The organism is Methylobacterium sp. 174MFSha1.1, from assembly GCF_900116815.1.
Lineage (GTDB): Bacteria > Pseudomonadota > Alphaproteobacteria > Rhizobiales > Beijerinckiaceae > Methylobacterium.
The window spans coordinates 21719-40169 of sequence record NZ_FPCB01000052.1; the positions used below are offsets into that span (position 1 = coordinate 21719).

The 18451-nt window shown below is 70.7% G+C and carries 20 protein-coding genes; 8 read left to right on the top strand and 12 right to left on the bottom strand.

Features of this window, described 5'->3' with window-relative positions; all coding sequences use genetic code 11:
• Positions 1 to 144 precede the first annotated feature (144 nt).
• The 4 genes from BM430_RS34925 to BM430_RS30485 all read right to left on the bottom strand — a co-directional run bounded on the left by BM430_RS34925 (position 145) and on the right by BM430_RS30485 (position 5701).
• Positions 145 to 423, bottom strand: coding sequence for a hypothetical protein (locus tag BM430_RS34925; RefSeq protein WP_177303216.1), 279 nt, complete (start codon positions 421 to 423; stop codon positions 145 to 147).
• A gap of 254 nt (positions 424 to 677) precedes the next feature.
• Positions 678 to 3461 carry an excinuclease ABC subunit UvrB gene (uvrB, locus tag BM430_RS30475; protein WP_093570980.1) on the bottom strand — a complete coding sequence of 928 codons (2784 nt, stop codon included), beginning with the start codon at positions 3459 to 3461 and terminating at the stop codon, positions 678 to 680.
• A gap of 132 nt (positions 3462 to 3593) precedes the next feature.
• A complete protein-coding gene (locus BM430_RS30480) occupies positions 3594 to 4694 on the bottom strand; it encodes a PAS domain-containing protein (RefSeq protein ID WP_244539737.1) in 1101 nt (366 codons plus the stop codon).
• Complete coding sequence (locus BM430_RS30485; RefSeq protein WP_093570963.1) at positions 4691 to 5701, bottom strand: LysR family transcriptional regulator; 1011 nt, start codon at positions 5699 to 5701, stop codon at positions 4691 to 4693. The genes BM430_RS30480 and BM430_RS30485 overlap by 4 nt, the downstream gene beginning before the upstream one ends.
• Before the next feature lie 123 nt (positions 5702 to 5824).
• Between BM430_RS30485 and BM430_RS30490 the strand changes: the two genes are divergently transcribed.
• Positions 5825 to 6319, top strand: coding sequence for a VOC family protein (locus BM430_RS30490; protein ID WP_093570964.1), 495 nt, complete (start codon positions 5825 to 5827; stop codon positions 6317 to 6319).
• Between the two features lie 91 nt (positions 6320 to 6410).
• Here the strand turns inward: BM430_RS30490 and BM430_RS30495 are convergent, their stop codons facing one another.
• Positions 6411 to 6671, bottom strand: a complete 261-nt coding sequence (locus BM430_RS30495) for a DUF3297 family protein (protein WP_093570965.1) — start codon at positions 6669 to 6671, stop codon at positions 6411 to 6413.
• Positions 6672 to 7076: 405 nt separating this feature from the next.
• Between BM430_RS30495 and BM430_RS30500 the strand changes: the two genes are divergently transcribed.
• A complete protein-coding gene (locus BM430_RS30500; protein WP_093570966.1) occupies positions 7077 to 7403 on the top strand; it encodes a hypothetical protein in 327 nt (108 codons plus the stop codon).
• Between the two features lie 353 nt (positions 7404 to 7756).
• Here BM430_RS30500 and BM430_RS30505 read toward each other — a convergent pair whose 3' ends face one another.
• The 6 genes from BM430_RS30505 to BM430_RS30530 form a co-directional block, all read right to left on the bottom strand.
• The gene (locus BM430_RS30505; protein WP_093570967.1) at positions 7757 to 8239 is read right to left on the bottom strand and encodes a nucleoside deaminase; all 483 of its coding nucleotides are present in this window, start codon (positions 8237 to 8239) and stop codon (positions 7757 to 7759) included.
• Between the two features lie 18 nt (positions 8240 to 8257).
• Positions 8258 to 9247: an antibiotic biosynthesis monooxygenase gene (locus tag BM430_RS30510; RefSeq protein ID WP_143132172.1), complete on the bottom strand. Its 990-nt coding sequence runs from the start codon at positions 9245 to 9247 to the stop codon at positions 8258 to 8260.
• Positions 9248 to 9461: 214 nt separating this feature from the next.
• Positions 9462 to 9827: a hypothetical protein gene (locus BM430_RS30515; RefSeq protein ID WP_093570968.1), complete on the bottom strand. Its 366-nt coding sequence runs from the start codon at positions 9825 to 9827 to the stop codon at positions 9462 to 9464.
• A complete protein-coding gene (locus BM430_RS30520) occupies positions 9827 to 11395 on the bottom strand; it encodes a GMC family oxidoreductase (RefSeq protein WP_093570969.1) in 1569 nt (522 codons plus the stop codon). The genes BM430_RS30515 and BM430_RS30520 overlap by 1 nt, the downstream gene beginning before the upstream one ends.
• 99 nt (positions 11396 to 11494) lie before the next feature.
• Complete coding sequence (locus tag BM430_RS30525) at positions 11495 to 12043, bottom strand: twin-arginine translocation signal domain-containing protein (RefSeq protein WP_093570970.1); 549 nt, start codon at positions 12041 to 12043, stop codon at positions 11495 to 11497.
• Between the two features lie 93 nt (positions 12044 to 12136).
• On the bottom strand, positions 12137 to 12532 hold the full coding sequence (locus tag BM430_RS30530) for a VOC family protein (protein ID WP_093570971.1): 396 nt from the start codon (positions 12530 to 12532) through the stop codon (positions 12137 to 12139).
• A 330-nt stretch (positions 12533 to 12862) separates the two neighbouring features.
• On the opposite strand from BM430_RS30530, the gene BM430_RS30535 reads away from it, so the two are divergent.
• From BM430_RS30535 to BM430_RS30560, 6 genes are all read left to right on the top strand, one after another.
• Positions 12863 to 13129, top strand: coding sequence for a hypothetical protein (locus BM430_RS30535; RefSeq protein ID WP_093570972.1), 267 nt, complete (start codon positions 12863 to 12865; stop codon positions 13127 to 13129).
• Between the two features lie 267 nt (positions 13130 to 13396).
• Positions 13397 to 13717 carry a hypothetical protein gene (locus BM430_RS30540; RefSeq protein ID WP_093570973.1) on the top strand — a complete coding sequence of 107 codons (321 nt, stop codon included), beginning with the start codon at positions 13397 to 13399 and terminating at the stop codon, positions 13715 to 13717.
• A gap of 19 nt (positions 13718 to 13736) precedes the next feature.
• Entirely contained in the window at positions 13737 to 14144 is a 408-nt protein-coding gene (locus BM430_RS30545; RefSeq protein WP_093570974.1) for a thiol-disulfide oxidoreductase DCC family protein, read from the top strand.
• Positions 14145 to 14336: 192 nt separating this feature from the next.
• Positions 14337 to 15074 carry a YidB family protein gene (locus BM430_RS30550; RefSeq protein WP_093570975.1) on the top strand — a complete coding sequence of 246 codons (738 nt, stop codon included), beginning with the start codon at positions 14337 to 14339 and terminating at the stop codon, positions 15072 to 15074.
• A 52-nt stretch (positions 15075 to 15126) separates the two neighbouring features.
• Entirely contained in the window at positions 15127 to 15834 is a 708-nt protein-coding gene (locus BM430_RS30555; protein WP_093570983.1) for a glutathione S-transferase, read from the top strand.
• Positions 15835 to 16446: 612 nt separating this feature from the next.
• Positions 16447 to 17130, top strand: a complete 684-nt coding sequence (locus BM430_RS30560; protein WP_093570976.1) for a response regulator transcription factor — start codon at positions 16447 to 16449, stop codon at positions 17128 to 17130.
• Between the two features lie 109 nt (positions 17131 to 17239).
• Here the strand turns inward: BM430_RS30560 and BM430_RS30565 are convergent.
• Positions 17240 to 18451, bottom strand: a 1212-nt coding sequence (locus BM430_RS30565) for a flagellin (RefSeq protein WP_093570977.1), incomplete at its 5' end; no start/stop codon positions are given.

Genomic DNA, 18451 nt, shown 5'->3' on the forward strand with positions numbered 1-18451 from the left:
GGCGTCGTGCATCATTCCACGGCTTCGCAGGCCCCCGATCAGCGTGGCATGGTCCTCCGAGCGACGGGGATCCCCGGGCGTCGTATCGGACAGGGTCGGCATCCCGGGCAAAGCGGGTCTCGCGGCCGGCGGAACGACGATCCGCTAGTGCCGGGCGGGCTCCGGCTCGCGGGCGAAGAGCGGGTTCGGCGGCGGCTCCGCGGTCGCGGAGAGCGGCCGGTGGAAGTCGTCCGCCAGGGAATCGACGTGGGCCGGGGGAGCGACAGCGCCGTCGCTGCCGGCAGCGGGTGCCGGGGGCTGGCCGGCGATGACCTGAGGCAGCCGCAGGCCACCGGGGCCCACCGTGGTCTGTGCCGCCTGCGCCATCACAGGCGCGGGGACCAGAAGAGCCGCCACGATGCCGGCCCCCAGGATCGATTTCATCCCACGCACTCCTCTCGTTGAGGGGCATGTACACGCGAGACGCCGACTGGTTCCGCCGGATCCGCTCCGACTTGCGGACGCTGTTCCAGTCGGCAGACCGAATTCAAATCCCCTGCGTCATCCCGGGTTCCGCTTTCGCGCCCCCCGGGATGACACCGAGAGATGTCGATCGGTTTGGCGGATCGACCGACGCAGTCGCTCAAGCACTCTCCGAGATGGAAGGTGAAGCGGACAGTCGATCTGAATCCAGGCTCTCACCCCCGGCCCTTGCGCCCCTTGTATTTCGGCCGCTGGCCCGGGAAGCCCTGCGTCGAGCGGCCGGTCGGGCGCTCGGCGTAGGTGAAGGGCACCTCGCGGTCGGTACCCGGGCCCATCTCGTCGAGGTCGGGCTCGCGGATGCGGGTGCCCTCGTCGGAGGTGCCCTTGCCGCCGGGGCCGTAGCCCACGGGCGCGGGGCTCAAGGAGTCGGGACCGCGCCGCCTGCGCTTGGCGCCGAAGCGGCCGGCCTCGCGCTCGACCTCGGCCTGGCCGGCCATCGGGTCGTCGGCGATGGCGAGCTCGGTCGCCTGGAGCCGCTTGAGCTCGTCGCGCAGGCGCGCCGCCTCCTCGAAGTCGAGATCGGCGGCGGCTGTCCGCATCCGCTTCTCGAGGTCGGCCATCACCGCCTTGAGGTTGTGGCCGACCGTCACCGCGGACTTCGCCAGCCCGGTATCGACCTGGACGTGGTCGCGCTCGAAGACGCTCTCCAGGATGTCGGCGATGTTGCGCTTCACGCTCTGCGGCGTGATGCCGTGCTCCTCGTTGTAGGCGAGCTGCTTCTTGCGCCGGCGCTCGGTCTCGGCCATCGCCCGGTCCATCGAGCCGGTGACGTGGTCGGCGTAGAGGATGCAGCGGGCGTCGGCGTTGCGGGCGGCCCGGCCGATGGTCTGGATCAGCGAGGTCTCGGAGCGCAGGAAGCCCTCCTTGTCGGCGTCGAGGATCGCGACGAGCGCGCATTCCGGGATATCGAGGCCCTCGCGCAGCAGGTTGATGCCGATCAGCACGTCGAAGGCGCCGAGCCGCAGGTCGCGGATGATCTCGATCCGCTCCAGCGTGTCGATGTCGGAGTGCATGTAGCGCACCCGCACGCCGTTCTCGTGCAGGTACTCGGTCAGGTCCTCCGCCATGCGCTTGGTGAGCGTCGTCACCAGCGTGCGGTAGCCGGCGGCCGCCACCTCCTTCACCTCGCCGAGCAGGTCGTCGACCTGGGAGCGGGCCGGGCGCACCTCGATGACGGGATCGACGAGGCCGGTCGGGCGGATGACCTGCTCGGCGAAGACGCCGCCGGTCTGCTCCAGCTCCCACTTCGCCGGCGTCGCCGAGACGTGGATCGATTGCGGGCGCATCGCGTCCCATTCCTCGAACCGCAACGGGCGGTTGTCGAGGCAGGAGGGCAGCCGGAAGCCGTACTCGGCCAGAGTCGCCTTGCGGCGGAAGTCGCCCCGGTACATGCCGCCGATCTGCGAGACCGTGACGTGGCTCTCGTCGGTGAAGACGAGGGCGTTGTCGGGCAGGTACTCGAACAGGGTCGGCGGCGGCTCGCCGGGCTTGCGGCCGGTGAGGTAGCGGGAATAGTTCTCGATGCCGTTGCAGGCGCCGGTCGCCTCGATCATCTCGAGGTCGAAGGTGCAGCGCTGCTCCAGGCGCTGCGCCTCGATCAGCCGGCCCATCCGGGTCAGCTCCTCGACCCGCCACTTCAGCTCGTCCTTGATGCCCTTGACCGCCTGCTGCAGCGTCGGGCGCGGCGTCACATAGTGGCTGTTGGCGTAGACCTTGACGAACTTGAGCGTGTTGAGGGTCTTGCCGGTGAGCGGATCGAACTCGGAGATCGACTCGATCTCGTCGCCGAACAGCCCGATGCGCCAGCCGCGGTCTTCCAAGTGGGCCGGCCACAGCTCGATCACGTCGCCGCGCACCCGGAAGGTGCCGCGGGCGAAGTCGGACTGGATGCGCTTGTATTGCAGCGCCACGAGGTCGGCGACGAGCTGGCGCTGCTCGATCTTCTCGCCGAGGCTGACCGTGAACGACATCGCCGTGTAGGTCTCGACCGAGCCGATGCCGTAGATGCACGAGACCGAGGCGACGATGATGACGTCGTCGCGCTCCAGGAGCGCGCGGGTGGCGGAGTGGCGCATCCGGTCGATCTGCTCGTTGATCGACGATTCCTTCTCGATGAAGGTGTCGGAGCGGGGTACGTAGGCTTCGGGCTGATAGTAATCGTAGTAAGAGACGAAGTATTCCACCGCGTTGTCGGGGAAGAAGCTCTTGAACTCGCCGTAGAGCTGCGCCGCCAGGGTCTTGTTGGGGGCGAGGATCAGGGCCGGGCGCTGGGTCTCCTCGATGACCTTGGCCATCGTGAAGGTTTTTCCCGAGCCGGTGACGCCGAGCAGCACCTGGTCGCGCTCGTGCCCCGTCACGCCGGCCACCAGCTCGGCGATGGCCCTCGGCTGGTCGCCCGCCGGGGTGAAGTCGGATTTGAGCCGGAACGGGACGCCGCCCTCGGATTTCTGCGGCCGCTCGGGGCGGTGCGGGCGCCACAGCTCGCCGTTCTTGAACAGCGGGTTGCCCTCGGTGAGGAGCTTGGTCAGCGCGTCGACCGTCGCCGAGACGCCCTCGGTCGCGAGCGATCCGCGCTCCTCCACCGCCTCGCCGTCGGCCTCGCGCAAGCCCAGCGCCTGGGCGAGCGCCGGCTCGACATCGGCCGCGCTGCCGTGCGCGAAGGTGGCCTGCGGCGCCTCGCCGAAGCCGCCCGGGGCCTCGGGCGACTTGGCCTTACGGGCGGGCTTCGTCGCGACGGCCGCGCTCTTCGCCGAGTCTTTGGCTGGGTCCTTGCGCGGGCGCCCGCGCTTCGGCGGCTCGGGCGGCGGCGGTTCCACGACGGGCAGGCGGTCGCGGTTCAGCGCCGGGTTCAGGAGCTCGGCGAGGAACGGGTCGAGCGGCTTCAACTCGGGCTTCGAGGCCTTGCCGGTCGACAAGCGGGGCTTCTTCGGGGCGGGCATGGGACCCATATGGCAAGCCCTGCGGGGGCCGGAAAGGGCTCTCGTCAGCGCATCTTGACCACCTCGTGCGGCTCACCGCAGCTTTCGACGACCGAGTGCGGTTCACTGCACCTCTGGACCACCCCGTGCGGCTCACCGCACCTTGGCAACCGCGATCGTGTCGCCCTCGACGAGGAGGAAGCCGATGCCGGCCCGGCGCAGGGCTTCGATGGCGGCGTGGCGGCTGCGGGCCGCCGGCCCCTCGGTGCCCTCCTCCAGGCGCCGGATGGTCGAGAGCGAGAGGCCGCTGGCCGCGGCGAGGTCGGCCATCGACCAGTCGAGCAGGCCGCGGGCGGCGCGCAGATGCGCGCCCTGGACGGCCTGCTCCAGGCCTTGCCGCACCGCACCCGTGGGCGCCGGCCGGATCCCGTCGATGCGGGAATTCAGGCTGGCCCAGGTCTCGATCCGTCCGTCGGCGCCGCGCACCGGGACGAACACGCCCCGGAACCGGCCGGGCTCGCCGCCGGCGAGCGCCAGGTGGTTCTCGACCACGAAGGGCTGCCCGGCCGTGACCCGCGCCACGACGTGATCGTGGGTGCGGGCGCGCTCCTCCGGCACCAGGATCCGGGTCCAGTCCTCGTGGAAATCCTGCTGGGTCAAGCCGGTGAGGCTCAGGAGCTCGCGCGAGGCGATGCGCAGGGAATCCGAGTAGGGCGAGGCGTGCATCCAGGTCTGCGCCTGCTCGAACAGGGCCCGCCTGCGGCGCTGCTCCTCGCGGTGCAGGCCGGCCATGCGCTCGGCGTCGGTGACGTCCAGCACCACCCCGGCCACGGCGCGGGGCCGGCCGTCGGGAGTGAAGTAGGCGGTGCCGCGGTTCGCCAGCACCCGCAGCGACCCATCCGGCCGGATCACCCGGACGGTGTGGTCGTTGAAGACCCCCTCCCGCATCACCGCGCCGTTGGTCTCGATCAGCGGCCGGTCCTCCGGATGGACGAGGCTGAGGAACAGGCCGAAGTCCGCCCGCACGCTGCCGGGCTCGACGCCGAGCAGCCGGTAGAGGCCCGGGGACCAGACCTGCTCGTTGCGGGCGAAATCCCAGGTCCAGCTGCCGGTCAGGCCGTGACCCTCGATCAGCCGCAGGAAATCCCGGTCCGGGAAGTCGAGGCCGGACAGATCGGCGCCAGGGCGCGACGCGAGGCCGACCACCGAGCCGCTCTCCGCCGGCAGGCCGTCAGTCAGGGAGCGCCGGCTCACGACAGCCTCGCTTCGACCGGATCCGCCTGGATCGGACCGGCTTGGGCCGGGCGCCGCCCGGTCGGTTCCGGCACGAGGGCGGGCGCAGGCAGCGGGTCGTCGGCCCCGAGCGGCGCGGGCAGGCCGCGATCCCAGGGCGGGTCGGCGAAGCGGCGCGCCACGAACTCGACCAGGGCCCGGACCTTGGCGGGCGGGCGGCGGCGCGAGGGCATCACCGCGTGGATCGGCAGGGACGGGATGGTCCCGAGGTCGAGCGCCACCAGGCTGCCGCGGCGCAAAGCCTCGACCACCAGGAAGGTCGGCTGGTAGATCACCCCGAGCCCGGCGGCGGCGGCGGCCACCAGGGCGGCGCCGTTCGAGGCGCGCAGCGACCCCGAGACCGCGACGGTGCCGCTCTCGAAGCGCCAGCCGTCGCTGCTCGCCAGGGTGTAGCCGAGGCAGTTATGGGCCGTCAGGTCCTCCGGGCGGCGCGGCCGGCCATGGGCCGCGAGGTAGGACGGCGAGGCGCAGACCCGCATCCGGCACGACGCGAGCGAGCGGGCGACCAGGCTCGAATCGCGCAGGTGACCGATCCGCAGCGCCAGGTCCCAGCCCTCCTCGATCAGGTCGACCGGCCGGTCGTTGAGGCCGAGCTCGACCGTCAGCGACGGATGGGCCTGCCCGAACTCCGCCAGCGCGGGGGCGACGTGCAGCACCCCGAACGAGACCGGCACGTTGAGCCGCAGGGTGCCGCGGGGCTCCGCCGTCTCGGCGCCGGCCGCCGCCTCGGCCTCGTCGATCTCGGCGAGGATGCGCTCGCAGGCCTCCAGGTAGTGCCGGCCGGCCTCGGTCAGGGTCAGGCGGCGGGTGGTGCGGTGCAGGAGCCGGGCGCCGAGCCGGTCCTCCAGGGCGGCGACGTGCTTGGTGACGCCGCTCTGCGACAGGCCGAGCGCCCGCGCGGCCGCCGAGAGGCTGCCGGTCGCGGCGACGCGCACGAAGATCTGCATTCCGGTCAGCCGGTCGGGCACGGCTCGATCTCACTCTGAGAGTGTGAAGTGATGCTACGAGATGCCGGATTTCCGGACATTCTCAAACGTTGCAGTCTGCGCAGGCGACCTGACACCAGCCTGTCGTCACTGGAGACCGAGCCGATGAGCGCACCGATCGACCCGCGGACCCGCATCGGGCACGTCCACCTGCGGGTGGCCGACCTCGACCGGGCGCTCGGCTTCTATTGCGGGGTGCTGGGCTTCGCGCTGATGCAGCGCTACGGCACCCAGGCCGCGTTCGTGTCGGCCGGCGGCTACCACCACCATATCGGGCTCAACACCTGGGACAGCGCCGGCGGGGCGCCGCCGCCGCCCGGGAGCACCGGGCTCTACCACACGGCGATCCTGTACCCGACCCGGGCGGCGCTCGCCGACGCGCTGGCCCGGCTCGACGCCGCCGGCATCCCGCTCACCGGCGCGAGCGACCACGGCGTCAGCGAGGCGCTCTATCTCGACGACCCGGACCGCAACGGGGTGGAGCTGTACCGCGACCGGCCGGAAGCCGAGTGGCCGCGGGACGGGGACGGCGGGCTGCAGATGGTGACCCGCCGCCTCGACCTCGCCGCCCTGCGGGCGGAGGCATCCCCGCGGGGCTGAAATTCCTCGCAGGGCGAAGCGTCCTCGCAGGGCGAAGCGTCCTCGCAGGGCGAAGCGTCCTCGCAGGGCGAAGCGTCCTCGCGGGGCGCGGCTACTCGCTCGCCGTGTCCGGGGTGGGGGCGCGGAAATAGGGCTCGACCGGGCCCTTCAGCTTCACGGTCATCGGATTGCCGAAGCGGTCCTTGGCGTTGCCGGCGGCGAGGCGCACCCAGCCCTCGCTCACGCAGTATTCCTCGACGTTGGTCTTCTCGACGCCCTTGAAGCGCACGCCGACGCCGCGCTCCAGCAGGGCGGCGTCGTGGAAGGGGCTGCGCGGATCGGTGCTGAGGCGGTCGGGCGGGGTATCGGTCATCGGTCGGAGCCTTCGGGCGAGGGGTCGGGCACAAGTCCCGTCTGGGCGAGGAAGCCGGGCGAGGAACCCGGACCTGCGTCGGCGCCCCAGTAGCCGCTCCCGGCGCCGCTGCCAATCCGCCATCGGGGCGGCACGCAGTTTGGAATTTTCATAATTCACCTGACAATATAGATTGATCACCTCAAAGTAGAAATCCTCCAATATCGTACGGAGATCTTGCGCGCACAGACGAGGTGCTGCATTCAGGGCGCGCCGAACCCCGGCACGATCCGAGATGGAGGCCGCGATGGCGCGAGCGCTGATCCTGATTCACGGCTGTGCGGGCCTGATCCGCGAAGGATGGCCGCCGGTCGGCCTGCCCTGGGAGCGGCTGGTCGGCCTCTTCAGCGAGTCGGGAGGCGGGCGATGACCCCGCACCAGGGCGAGCGCCTGCGGGAGGACGCCGAAGCGCGCGGGCAGGCCGCCCTGGAGCAGGCCTTGACGCTCGCCTTCTGGGACGCCCTGGAGCGCGGCCCGCTGCCGCCGATGGCGGCGCTCGAGGCCGCCGCCCGCACGGTCGGCACGCTCTACCGCCAGATCGCCTCCCTGCACGGCCCGACGCCGCGCTGCGGCTGCGGCTGGCAGCCAGAGCCCGACGAGGACCTGATCCGCCTGGAGGCGATGCTGGCGGCGGCCCTGATCGAGCGGTCCCGGCCGTCGCTCGCCGACCTGCCGGTGCAGGGGCGGGCGTGAGACGGGGCCGACTTCCGCGCTGCAAAGCGATCCCGCGAGGAAGGCCTGAAGCAATCGATCGGAAATCGCACGGGAGCCTTTTTGATTGGAGCCGAAGGAAACAACACCCTGCATGTCATTCCGGGGCCGCGAAAGCGGAGCCCGGGATCCAGACACTCAGGTGATGCCGAATGAGGCGGAGGACGGTCCGCTCTATTCTGAACATCCTGCGGTTCTGGATTCCGGGCTCCGCTTTCGCGGCCCCGGAATGACGCGGAGTGTGTTGATTCTGTGGGGAGCCAGTCTGACGGGCCCTGGCGCGGGCCCGGCTCGTTGCGGACCCGGCGGCGATCGTCGACGGATAGCCGAAACCGTCAGTACGGCACGCGGTCGGCTTTCTCGTGGTACTTCTTCCAGACCTCGACCGCCTCGGCCCGCATGATCTGGCGGGTCGGGATCGAGCGCTCGTTCACCGGCTTCTTCAGCTCGCCGTAGATCATGCTGTCGTCGAAATCGCCGTAGCGCAGGGCGTCCTCGTTGGTCGACGCGTAGTAGATCTCCTTGATGCCGGCCCAGTAGGCCGCCGCCATGCACATCGGGCAGGGTTCGGCGCTGGTATAGAGGGTGGCGTCGCGGAGCTTGAAGCTGCCCTGCGCCTTGCAGGCCTTGCGGATCGCCTCGATCTCGCCGTGCCAGGTCGGATCGTTCTCGGCGACCACGCGGTTCGCGCCCTCGGCCAGGATCTTGCCGTCCTGGACGATCACGCTGCCGAACACCCCGCCGGCGCTGTCGATGAGCGAGGTTTTCTCGGAGAGTTCGATGGCGCGCGCCATGAACGTCTTGTCGTCGTCCGTCATCGGGGATTCCTTTCGCCGTCAGGGCAGCAGGGTGAACAGGGCGATCTCGGCCGCGTAGAGGCCCAGCATGACGCCGGCGCCGAGAGTCTCGATCCGCCGGCGACGGTCCGGCGCCGGGGCCAGCCACCAGCCGAGCGCGGCGGTCGCGATCCGCATCAGCAGCCAGGAGACCAGGGCGACGCTGATCGCGTTGCCGATGAAGGTCGCGACCGCGACCGGCAGCCCGGCCGTGAGGGGGCTGAGGAAGCGGATCTCCAGCATCACCACCGGGAACAGCACGAGCAGCACCAGGGCCGTCTGCTTCCAGGCCGGCGGGGTCGCGCCGCCCTCCTCCGGGAACCAGCCGGCGAAGGGTGCCGCGAGCCGCCGGCTGGTCCAGGTCGCGACCGCGGGATCGGCCTGGCGGAGCAGGGCCTGGCGCTCGGGCGAGGCGAGCCAGGCATCGAGCTCGGCCGGCGTCGCGAAGCGCACCAGCGTGGTCCAGTAGGGAATCTGCGGCGGGATCGGCGCCTGGACCAGCGTGCCCGCATAGCCGGGGAACAGCGCCTGCGCGGCCTGCGCCGCCTCGGCCCAGGCGCGGAAGGCCGGCTCCCGCTCCAGCTCGACCCGGGTGGCGATCACCTCGGTCACGCAGGCGAGGTCGTGGAAGTCGGGCGCCGCCTCGTCCGGGGTGGTGGGATGGCCGGGATGCAGCAGGGGCGCGAGCCGCGCCAGGCATTCCGCCCTCGCCGCCCCGTCGCGCCAAGCCGCGAGGGCCGCCGCGTCGCGGAAGCGCTGCACCACGTGCCAATCCGGCGCCTGCGGCGCCACCGGAACCACCTCGAGGCTGACGAAGCCCGGCGCCTCGCCCGCGGCCCGGGTCAGGGCGGCCTGCCAGCGCGCGAAGCCCTCCTCGGCCCCGGGCCGAAGACGAACCCGCGTCAGGATCGCGGTGACTTGCGCGTCGATGTGCGTCGTCTCTTGATCAGGCGCTCGATCGGTCTTCTGGGCGCGGCTGGATGAAATCATCGGGGGATGGCAACCGGCTGGACCTGTTGCGACGATGTACAACCGCCCCTTACCGCCGCCTTAATATAAAGCGTACGGTTTCTCCCTAAATGTTCGATTTCACGAACACGTCGCCGATCCAAGCGACGACGTCAGGTTTTCCAGCGTCGATTGGCAGAAGCATGATGCCGGGCGCAGTTCCGCCGCGCCCGGCATCGGGGCCCCGCCGGTCGTCTCACCGGGGCGCGGTGCCGTCCGGGCGGTTCGACGGCATCCCGCCCGGCGCGTCCGGATAGGCGGTGCTCGGCACCGGGCCGGCCTGGCCGACCGAGCTGCTCGGCGTGGCCGTCCGGCTCGCATCCGCGGCGCCGGACGGCCCGGGAGCCGCCGGGCACGGGCCGGGGCCCGGGCAGGCGGCGTGGTCGGTCGCGACCGGGCGGCCGCCCCGCTCCGCCGCCGGCTGGCCGCCGGGACTGTTCGGGTAGGCCGCGGCCCCGCCGGGCTGGCGCGAGGGCGCGGCGGGCGTGGCCGAGTCCTGGGCCGGGGCGGGGCCCGCGGCGAGCGCCGCGAGCAGGACGAGGGACGGGAGGGCGAAGCGCATCAGATCTCCCGCCGCTGCATCGCGCCGGCGATGTGGTCGGCTTGGCGGAGCGCCAGCGCCACGATGGTCAGGGTCGGGTTGCAGGCCGCCCCCGAGGTGAACTGGCTGCCGTCGGAGACGAACAGGTTCTTCACGTCGTGGGTCTGGCCGAACTTGTTCAGCACGCCGTCCCGCGGTTTCGCGCTCATCCGGTTGGTGCCCATGTTGTGGGTGCTCGGATAGGGCGTGACCGGGTAGGTGACGGTGGCACCGACCGCCTCGTAGATCGCCGCGCCCTGCTTGTAGGCGTGGTTGCGCATCGCGACGTCGTTGGGATGGTCGTCGAAATGCACGCTCGCCACCGGCATGCCGTGCTTGTCCTTGACGGTCGGGTCGAGGGTGATGCGGTTCGTCTCCTGCGGCAGGTCCTCGCCGACGAGCCACATCCCGGCCATGCGCGGGTACTGCTCCATCGCGCTGGTGAAGGAGCGGCCCCAGGCGCCCGGATTGAGGAAGGCCGCCATGAACGGCACGCCGAGGGAGACCGTCTCCATCTCGTAGCCGCCGGCGAAGCCGCGCCGCGGGTCGTGCCGGGCCTCGTCGCGGACGATGCCCGCCATGGTGGTGCCGCGATACATGTGCACCGACTTCTCGAACACGCCGTAGACGCTCCCGGTCATGTGCCGGAGGTAGTTGCGCCCGACCTGGCCCGATGAATTGGCGAGCCCGTCCGGAAAAAGGTTCGAGGCGCTGTTGAGCAGGAGGCGCGGGCTCTCGATCGAGTTGCCGGCCACCGCGACGATGCGGGCCTTCTGGCGCTGGAGAGTGCCCTTCTCGTCGGCATAGACCACGCCCGTCACCTTGCCGGACGCGTCGTGCTCGATGCGCAACGCCATGCAGTTGGGGCGCACCTCCAGGTTGCCGGTGTCCTCGCCGCGGGGGATCTCGGCGATCAGGGTCGACCACTTGGCGCCCGACTTGCAACCCTGGAAGCAGAAGCCGATCTGCTGGCAGGCGCCGCGGTCGTGCCGCTCCTGGCTGTTGATCGCCATCCGGCCGGTATGGACCTCCTTGTAGCCGACGAGGCGGGCGCCGGCCTCCAGCACCTTGAAGTTGTTGTTGCCCGGCAGGCCCGGGATGCCGTTCGTGCGGGTCACCCCCATCCGGTCCTCGGCCTTCTCGTACCAGGGGTCGAGCTCGGCCCGGGTGAGCGGCCAGTCGAGGAGGTTGGCGCCGGGAATCGCACCGTAATGGTCGCGGATGCGGAACTCGTGCTCCTCGAAGCGCAAGGAGGCGCCGGCCCAGTGCACGGTCGAGCCGCCCACCGCCTTGACGATCCAGGCCGGCAGGTTGGGGAAGTCCCGCGCCACCCGCCACGAGCCCGAGGTGGTGCGCATGTCGGTCCAGGCGAGCTGGGCGAAGCTCGCCCACTCGTCGTTGACGAAATCCTCCATGTTGTGGCGGGCGCCCGCCTCGAGGATGACGCAGCGGATGCCCTTGAGGGCGAGCTCGGTGCCGAGCGTGCCGCCGCCGGCGCCCGAGCCGACGATGACGACGAGGCTGTCGTCGTTCAGGTCGAAAGTGGCCATGGTTTCCTCCGGTCCGCGCGGCCGGTCGCGGCCGGGCCGGCGCGGCTGTTCATCGATTGTTCTTTTATTGACGGCAGATGTATTCAGGCGGCCGGACGGTCAGACCTTCGGCAGCCAGTCGATGTCGTTGAATCCGCGGTGGATGTAGCCGCCCTTGTCGGCCGACGGGCCCTCGTAGCCGAATTTCGGCCACAGCTCCGGCTGGTTGTAGAGCGAGACGACGAGGTCGGAGCGAATCTTCTTGAAGAAGTCGGTGTGGCTGATGCCTTCCAGCACCGCGACCCGGTCGGCCTCCCAGCCGATCTGGGCGTAAGCGACCTTGTGGCGGGCCTGCGCATCCTCGTCGAGACGGCGCAATCCGGAGGTCAGCAGCGTCTTCACCGCCGGATCCGCGGCGGCCTTGCCGTCCCAGGGCTTGATCGCCGTGATGTAGTAGACGTCGCCGAGGAAGTCGTGCGGGTAGATGTCCCGCGCCATCTTCACCAGGGTCTTCAGCTCGGCCGGCGCCAGCGCCGCGCCGTTCTCGGCCCAGGCCTCCGAAACGTGGAGCCCGGCGCCGGTGGCGAGCGCCGCGGCCGGAGCGGCGACGGCGGCGCTCTGCAGGAAGCCGCGGCGGCTGAACCGCGTGCGCGGATCGACTTCTCTCATCGGGTGTCTCCTCTCGATTCTCGTGTGACGGTTCGTCGGCAGGCCGGCCGGGGCGCGTCTGTCCGCGCGCTTGCCCGGCCGGCGGGGTCGCGATCAGCCGAAGCGGCCGCCCTTCTGGATCACCTCGATCTTGTAGCCGTCGGGATCGGTGGCGAAGAAGAAGCGGGCGAGCGTCTTGCCCTGGTGCTGGAAGTCCTTGACCGGGGTCGCGGGCAGGCCGGCCTCGGTGAAGCGGGCGTGCTCGGCATCGACGTCGTCGACCACCACCGCGAGGTGGCCGTAGCCGTCGCCGAGGTCATAGGGCTCGGTGCGGTCGAAATTGACCGTCAGCTCCAGCTCGAACGGCGACGACGGGTGACGCAGGTAGACGAGCGCGAAGCCGTCGAAGCCGACGCGCTCGGCGAGCTCCAGGCCGAAGGCGCGGGCGTAGTAGGCGCGGGAGCGCTCCTCGTCGAGGACGCGGATCATCGAGTGGACGGGTTTGGCCATCGGCAGCAGGAACCTCGTTTCGCATGAGCCATCGCTCGGGTGTCGCCGCTTAGACTAGCTCCAGGGAAGCGGGCCGCGGTGGTAGCGGGATGTGACGCGGGCGGGCCCGTGCGAGGCGGGCGGGCACGGGGTTACGCGGGCCCGCTTCCTCCCGCACGGGAAGGCGCCGGGGAGCTGCGGCCCACCCACGGCGGCCGGTGAGTTCTTGTTCCGCTCCGCCGCGTGCGCGAGGACACATCCCGGCGGGGACGGGCTGACTATATTCCAATCATCGCAACAGAGGCAGGCCGAACCCTCGGCCGGCACTGCGACAAGGAGACTGAATACCACATGAAGACCCGTATCGCCGCCGTCGTCACCGCGATTGTCCTTGGCGCCGCTCCGATCTCGTCCGCCATGGCATTCAGCCCCAACGCTCCCGCGAACCCGTTCTGGAGTCAGGACGTCGAGACCACCGGCTCGATCGGAAGGCCCGCCAACGACAGCGTGCCGTTCTACGGCTCCTGCCCGATGAGTTCGGCCGCCGAGGGCAATGCCCGGCAGCAGAACTTCCCGGTCAAGCAGTACGGCCAGACCTCCGGCGGCTACCGCTGCTAACCCCAAGGAGACGGAAATGAGCGAGATGAAGCTTCTGCGCGCCGTGTCCTACGGCATGATCGGTGTCCTGGCCGGCGGCCTCGCCATGACGGTGGTCGGCACCGCCAACGCCCTGATCAACATGTAACCGCGAAGGACCGCCCCGCCGGGGCGGTCCTTTTCGCATGAGGCGACCTTCGGGACCCCTCGGGATTTCCCGGGACCCGGCCGGAACCGCAGAGCTTCGGGCCGCTTTGCCCCTGCGAGACACCCCGCAGGAGACTCGCCATGAGACCCGCCACGAGGCCCGCCACGCCCCCGCTCGCCCGTCTCGCCGCCGCCCTGCTCCTCCTGACGGCCAGCGCCGCCCCGGCCCTCGCGATCTCCGACCGGCGCGACCAGCCGACCCAGGCCGACATCCCCGACGCCGCGCGCAAGGACGCCTCCGGGATCGCGCCGCCCCAGGCGATCAAGCCCGACACGAAGGTGATGCCCGGCGATACCGGCTTGAGCGGCAACGCGCGCGCCCGCACCAACCCCCTCGACCAGCTCGACGCCAAGGACCGGCGCGCCACCGGCGGCGGCAACGGGGCCGGCGACGGGCGGTGAGGCGCGGAGCGAGGCTCGCGTGACCACGCCTCCCCCCGGCCCGATCATCCTGTTCGACGCCGAATGCGTGCTGTGCTCGGCCCAGGCCCGCTTCGTCCTCGAGCGGGACCGCGCGGCGACGTTCCGCCTCGCGGCGATGCAGGGCGAGGCCGGCCGGTCGCTCTGCCGCCGGCACGGCCTGGATCCGGACGATCCGGCGAGCCTGCTCGTCGTCGATGGCAGCCGCGTGCGCCGGGACAGCGACGCGATCCTCCACATCTACGAGACGCTCGGGTTTCCCTGGCGGCTCGCCCGGATCCTCCGCCTCGTCCCGGCCCGGCTGCGCGACCCCGTCTACCGCCTCGTCGCGCGCAACCGCTACCGCCTGTTCGGCAAGCGGGACAGCTGCTGGACGGCGCCCGAGCGGTACCGGGACCGCATCCTCTAAGCAGATTTCGCAAAAGCGGTGACCGGTTTTGCGACGGAAATCTGCGACAGAACAGCGACCTAAGCGGACCTGCGTTGGCTTGCCGACGCAGGTCCGCTTAGGCGCGTCGCCGTCCGGCGGGGCGTATCGGGAGGCAACCGCTTCGCGCCAGCCCAGTTAACCCTCGCGCGACACGCGCGAGGGGAGGCACCCATGGGTCTGCTCGATCAGGTCATCGGTTCGGTGCTCGGCAACGTCCTCGGCGGCGGCCGGCACGAGGAAAGTCGCGGCGGCGGCTCGGGGGCGATGTCGCCCCTGGTCAAGGCGCTGCTGATGCTGCTCGCCGCCAAGGCGATGCAGGGCGGCTTCGGCGACATCTTCGGCGGCGGCCGCCGGCCGGCGCCGCAATCCGGGCCCGACGACGGCTACGCCCCGGACCCGCACGGCTACGGCACGCCGGATCCGCGGGACGACGCACCCCGCTCCCGGCGCGGCGAGGACCCGGACAACCCCTATTCCGACCTCGCCGGGATGCTCGACGGCCCAGGCGGCGGAGCGCCCCCCTCGATGCCCGGCGGAGCGCCCTCCCCGGCTCCCGGCGGCGGCATGCAGAACCCGTTCGACCAGGGCGCCGGGCCGTATTCCCGCCTCGACCGGGAGCAGCCGGAGGATGCCGCCGGCGGCGGCCTCGACCAGCTCATCGACCGGTTCCACCGCGGCGGCCTCGGCGAGATGATCGAGTCGTGGATCGGCCCGGGCCACAACCGGCCGATCCAGCCGCAGCAGCTCGCCCAGGCCCTCGGCCCCGACACGGTCGAGACCCTGAGCCGCCAGACCGGGATGGACCGGAACGACCTGCTGGCGCAGCTCGCCCAGGTTCTGCCGGGCGTGATCGACGGGTTGACGCCGCAGGGAAGGCGCCCGAACCACGACGAGATGCGCGGCTGGTGAGCCCGCGCCGGCGCCCGCCGGCGACGGGCGCCGCGAGCCAGGGGTGATGCCGATGGCCTACGAGCTGCATTACTGGCCGCTGATCCAGGGCCGTGGCGAGTTCGTCCGCCTCGCCCTGGAGGAGGCCGGCGCCGAGTACGTCGACGTCGCCCGCGAGGACGGCATCGACGGCATGATGGCGGGGCTCGACGCCCCGCCCCGCCCGCCCTTCGCGCCGCCCTACCTGCGCGACGGCGACCTGGTGATCGGCCAGACCGCCGCGATCCTGCTCCATCTCGGGCCGCGCCTCGGCCTCGTCGGCGAGAGCGAGGCCGACCGGATCTGGACCCACCAGATCCAGCTCACCATCGCCGATGCGGTGGCCGAGGCCCATGACAGCCACCACCCGATCGCCTCGGCGCTGTACTACGAGGACCAGCGGACAGAGGCCGCCCGCCGGGCCGAGGATTTTCGCGAGAACCGGATCCCGAAATTCCTGGACTGGCTCGAGCGGGTGCTGGCCACGAACCCCGCCGGCCCGCGCCATCTCGTCGGCGACCGCCTCAGCTACGCCGACCTCTCGCTGTTCCAGTTCGTCGAGGGCCTCGCCTACGCGTTTCCGCGGGCGACCGAGCGGGCGATCGGCGCGACGCCGAAGGTCGTCGCCCTCCACCGCCTCGTCGCCTCCCGGCCGCGCATCGCCGCCTACCTGGCGAGCGACCGGCGCGTGCCCTTCAACCAGCAGGGGATCTTCCGGCGCTACCCCGAGCTCGACGGCTGAAAACTCGTTTGATTCTCGATGATTCCGAAATCCTCCCGGTCCCCCAGGGCCGCGAGAGCTGAGCCCGGAACGACCGGGAGGGTGTCGAACCGACCGGGCAGGTCCAACAGGCTCCGCGGTCCCCACCCGGTCGCGCGACGCGCGGGCATGGATCTACGTCTTTGATTCTTCGGCTTTTTCTCTGACGATCGGCCCCTCCCCCCGGCCGATGATCGAGGGCGCCGGACAGCCATCCGGCCGCGACACCCTCCGTTACGGCACCCGGTACTGTCGCCCGACCGCCACAGGACCGCAGCGCGGCATCGAATTCTCTAAAGCACTGATTTTGATGATGTTCTCGAATGGTGCGTTGCCACCGCGCCACAGGGTGTGTCCGCGATCGGACAGCCGATACCGGTAGTTAACAGAAAATTAACCATTTCAGCGCGAAACTCCCTTTAACAAATCGTTCACCAGATCGCGCCTCGACGCGCAAGCCGGATCGCATCGCACGTCCACCGCGAAGACCCGGCGCCGCTTCGACACAATAAAAAATAAACAGATCCGACGCCCCTACCGGCGCCGGAGCAAGAACACTCGTCAAAAAATCTCGAAAGAATCTTGGGGGCTGGCGTGTACATCGTCGTCGACGAGCGGGAAAGCGTGGCTGCGCAGGTCGTTGCAGGCTTCAGCGTGGAGGGTGTGGCGGCCCGGGGTCTGGACGTGCGGGACGTCCGGACCTGGATCGACGCCACCCCGGTCCAGGACCTCGCCGCGGTGCAGGGCTTCGTCATCGGCGATTGCGCCGACCGCACGGCCTTCACCGCCGCCCTGCGCAGCCTGTCCGGCGCGCCGATCATCGCCCTCAACGAGACCCGCTCCCTCGAGCAGACCCTCGCGCTGTTCACCGCCGGCATCGACGACGTGGTGCGCAAGCCGGTCCACGTCCGCGAGATCATCGCCCGCGCCGGGGCGATCCGCCGCCGCACCAACCGCAGCGAGATCAAGCCCGCGAGCACGCCGGACAAGAGCGGCCGCCTGACGGTGCATACCGACGGGCGCGACCCCGAGATCGACGGCCAGAGCCTGCTGCTGCCGCGGCGCGAGCGCGACATCCTGGACTACCTCGCCCGCAACCGCGGCCGGCCGGTGACCAAGGGCCAGATCTTCAAGGCGGTCTACGGCGACCTCGACGCGGCGGTCGACGAGAGCGTGGTCGAGGGCCACATCAGCAAGCTGCGCAAGAAGCTGCGGATGCGCCTCGGCTACGATCCGATCGAGGCCAAGCGCCTGGCCGGCTACACCTTCGTCGGCTGATCACCCGCCGATGACGACAAAAGAGCCGCCCGCGATCCTGACGGTCGCGGGCGGCTCTTCTCGTTCGATCGTGTCGGCGGTCCCCGGGAGGGGGACCGCCCTCCCCCGCTTAGCGGAAGAGCGAGAGGACGTTCTGGCTCGACGAGTTGGCGATCGACAGCGCCTGCACCGCCAGCTGCTGCTGCGTCTGCAGCGCCTTCAGCCGGGTCGATTCCTCCTCGATGTCCGCGTCGACCAGCGTGCCGATCGTCCGGTCGTTCACCTTCATCAGCGTGTCGACGAAGTTCTTCTGTCCGTCCATCTGCGTCTTGTTGGCGCCGAGCTTGGTGCCGGCATCGGTCACCTTGGCGATCGCCGCCTCGACCAGATTGATCGACGCCTTGATGGAGTTGTCGCTCGCCGCGCCCGAGGCATTGTAGACGAAGAGCGTGGCCACCGAGTTGCCCACCGTGCCCAAGTCCAGGATGCCGCCGCCCGCGCCGGCCGACGCGTTGGCGCCGACGACCTGGCCCATGGCCGTGGTGGCCGCGCCGTAGCCGATGTTGACGGTCGCGGAGGCGCCCATCGTGAAGTCGATCTTGGCGCCCGAGCCGGTGCCGGCGCCGCCGCTCGTCTCGAAGACCAGCCGGCCCGCGCCGTCCAGGCTCGCCTGGATCTTGCCGGCGGTGTTCGTCGTCGCTCCGATCTGGTTGTTGATGGCGTTCACGAGTTCCTGACGCGTGACCGCCGCGATGTTCGCCACGGCCGAGGACAGGGTCGCTTTGGTGAGCGTGATGGTGTCGGCGGTGCCGCCATTCGCCGTGATGGAGAAGGACGCGTCGTTGGCGCCGCTGAAGTCGATCGTGGCCGCGACCGGCGCGCTGCCCGTCGCCTTGGCGGTGGTCGCCTGGGTGCCGCCGTTGCCCGCGTCGTAGAGGCGGATGGTCTGGGTCGAGATGTTCACCGTCGAGAAGGTGATGTTGCCGGTCGTGGTGCGCGCGAAGCCGGCGACCACCGAGCGGACGTCGGTGTAGGTCGAGTCGGAGGAGTTGACCGACAGCCAGTTCTGGCCGCTCGACACCGACGAGTCGGCGGTGGCCTTCATCTGGTTCTGGATGGCGGCGATCTCGGTCTGGACCTTCGAGCGGTCGACGCCCGGCTGCAGCGCGGTCTGCAGCTTGCTGCGCAGGGTCTGCAGGTTGGTGATGATGCTGGACACGCCGTTATAGGCGGTGTCGACGGCCGAGGAGCCGAGGCCGAGGGAGTCCTTGACCGCCGAGAGCGAGGCGTTGTCGGTGCGCACCGTGGTGGCGATCGACCAGTAGGCGGCGTTGTCCGAGGC

What these genes read in the sequence shown, in the direction of transcription:
- BM430_RS34925 (WP_177303216.1), bottom strand. Translation starts at nt 423, where the DNA reads ATGAAATCGATCCTGGGGGCCGGCATCGTGGCGGCTCTTCTGGTCCCC.
- BM430_RS30555 (WP_093570983.1), top strand. Translation starts at nt 15,127, where the DNA reads ATGGCCTACGAGCTGCATTACTGGCCGCTGATCCAGGGCCGTGGCGAG.
- BM430_RS30535 (WP_093570972.1), top strand. Translation starts at nt 12,863, where the DNA reads ATGAAGACCCGTATCGCCGCCGTCGTCACCGCGATTGTCCTTGGCGCC.
- BM430_RS30540 (WP_093570973.1), top strand. Translation starts at nt 13,397, where the DNA reads ATGAGACCCGCCACGAGGCCCGCCACGCCCCCGCTCGCCCGTCTCGCC.
- BM430_RS30515 (WP_093570968.1), bottom strand. Translation starts at nt 9,827, where the DNA reads ATGCGCTTCGCCCTCCCGTCCCTCGTCCTGCTCGCGGCGCTCGCCGCG.
- BM430_RS30510 (WP_143132172.1), bottom strand. Translation starts at nt 9,247, where the DNA reads ATGATTTCATCCAGCCGCGCCCAGAAGACCGATCGAGCGCCTGATCAA.
- BM430_RS30525 (WP_093570970.1), bottom strand. Translation starts at nt 12,043, where the DNA reads ATGAGAGAAGTCGATCCGCGCACGCGGTTCAGCCGCCGCGGCTTCCTG.
- BM430_RS30520 (WP_093570969.1), bottom strand. Translation starts at nt 11,395, where the DNA reads ATGGCCACTTTCGACCTGAACGACGACAGCCTCGTCGTCATCGTCGGC.
- BM430_RS30490 (WP_093570964.1), top strand. Translation starts at nt 5,825, where the DNA reads ATGAGCGCACCGATCGACCCGCGGACCCGCATCGGGCACGTCCACCTG.
- BM430_RS30530 (WP_093570971.1), bottom strand. Translation starts at nt 12,532, where the DNA reads ATGGCCAAACCCGTCCACTCGATGATCCGCGTCCTCGACGAGGAGCGC.
- BM430_RS30500 (WP_093570966.1), top strand. Translation starts at nt 7,077, where the DNA reads ATGACCCCGCACCAGGGCGAGCGCCTGCGGGAGGACGCCGAAGCGCGC.
- BM430_RS30505 (WP_093570967.1), bottom strand. Translation starts at nt 8,239, where the DNA reads ATGACGGACGACGACAAGACGTTCATGGCGCGCGCCATCGAACTCTCC.
- BM430_RS30550 (WP_093570975.1), top strand. Translation starts at nt 14,337, where the DNA reads ATGGGTCTGCTCGATCAGGTCATCGGTTCGGTGCTCGGCAACGTCCTC.
- uvrB (WP_093570980.1), bottom strand. Translation starts at nt 3,461, where the DNA reads ATGCCCGCCCCGAAGAAGCCCCGCTTGTCGACCGGCAAGGCCTCGAAG.
- BM430_RS30495 (WP_093570965.1), bottom strand. Translation starts at nt 6,671, where the DNA reads ATGACCGATACCCCGCCCGACCGCCTCAGCACCGATCCGCGCAGCCCC.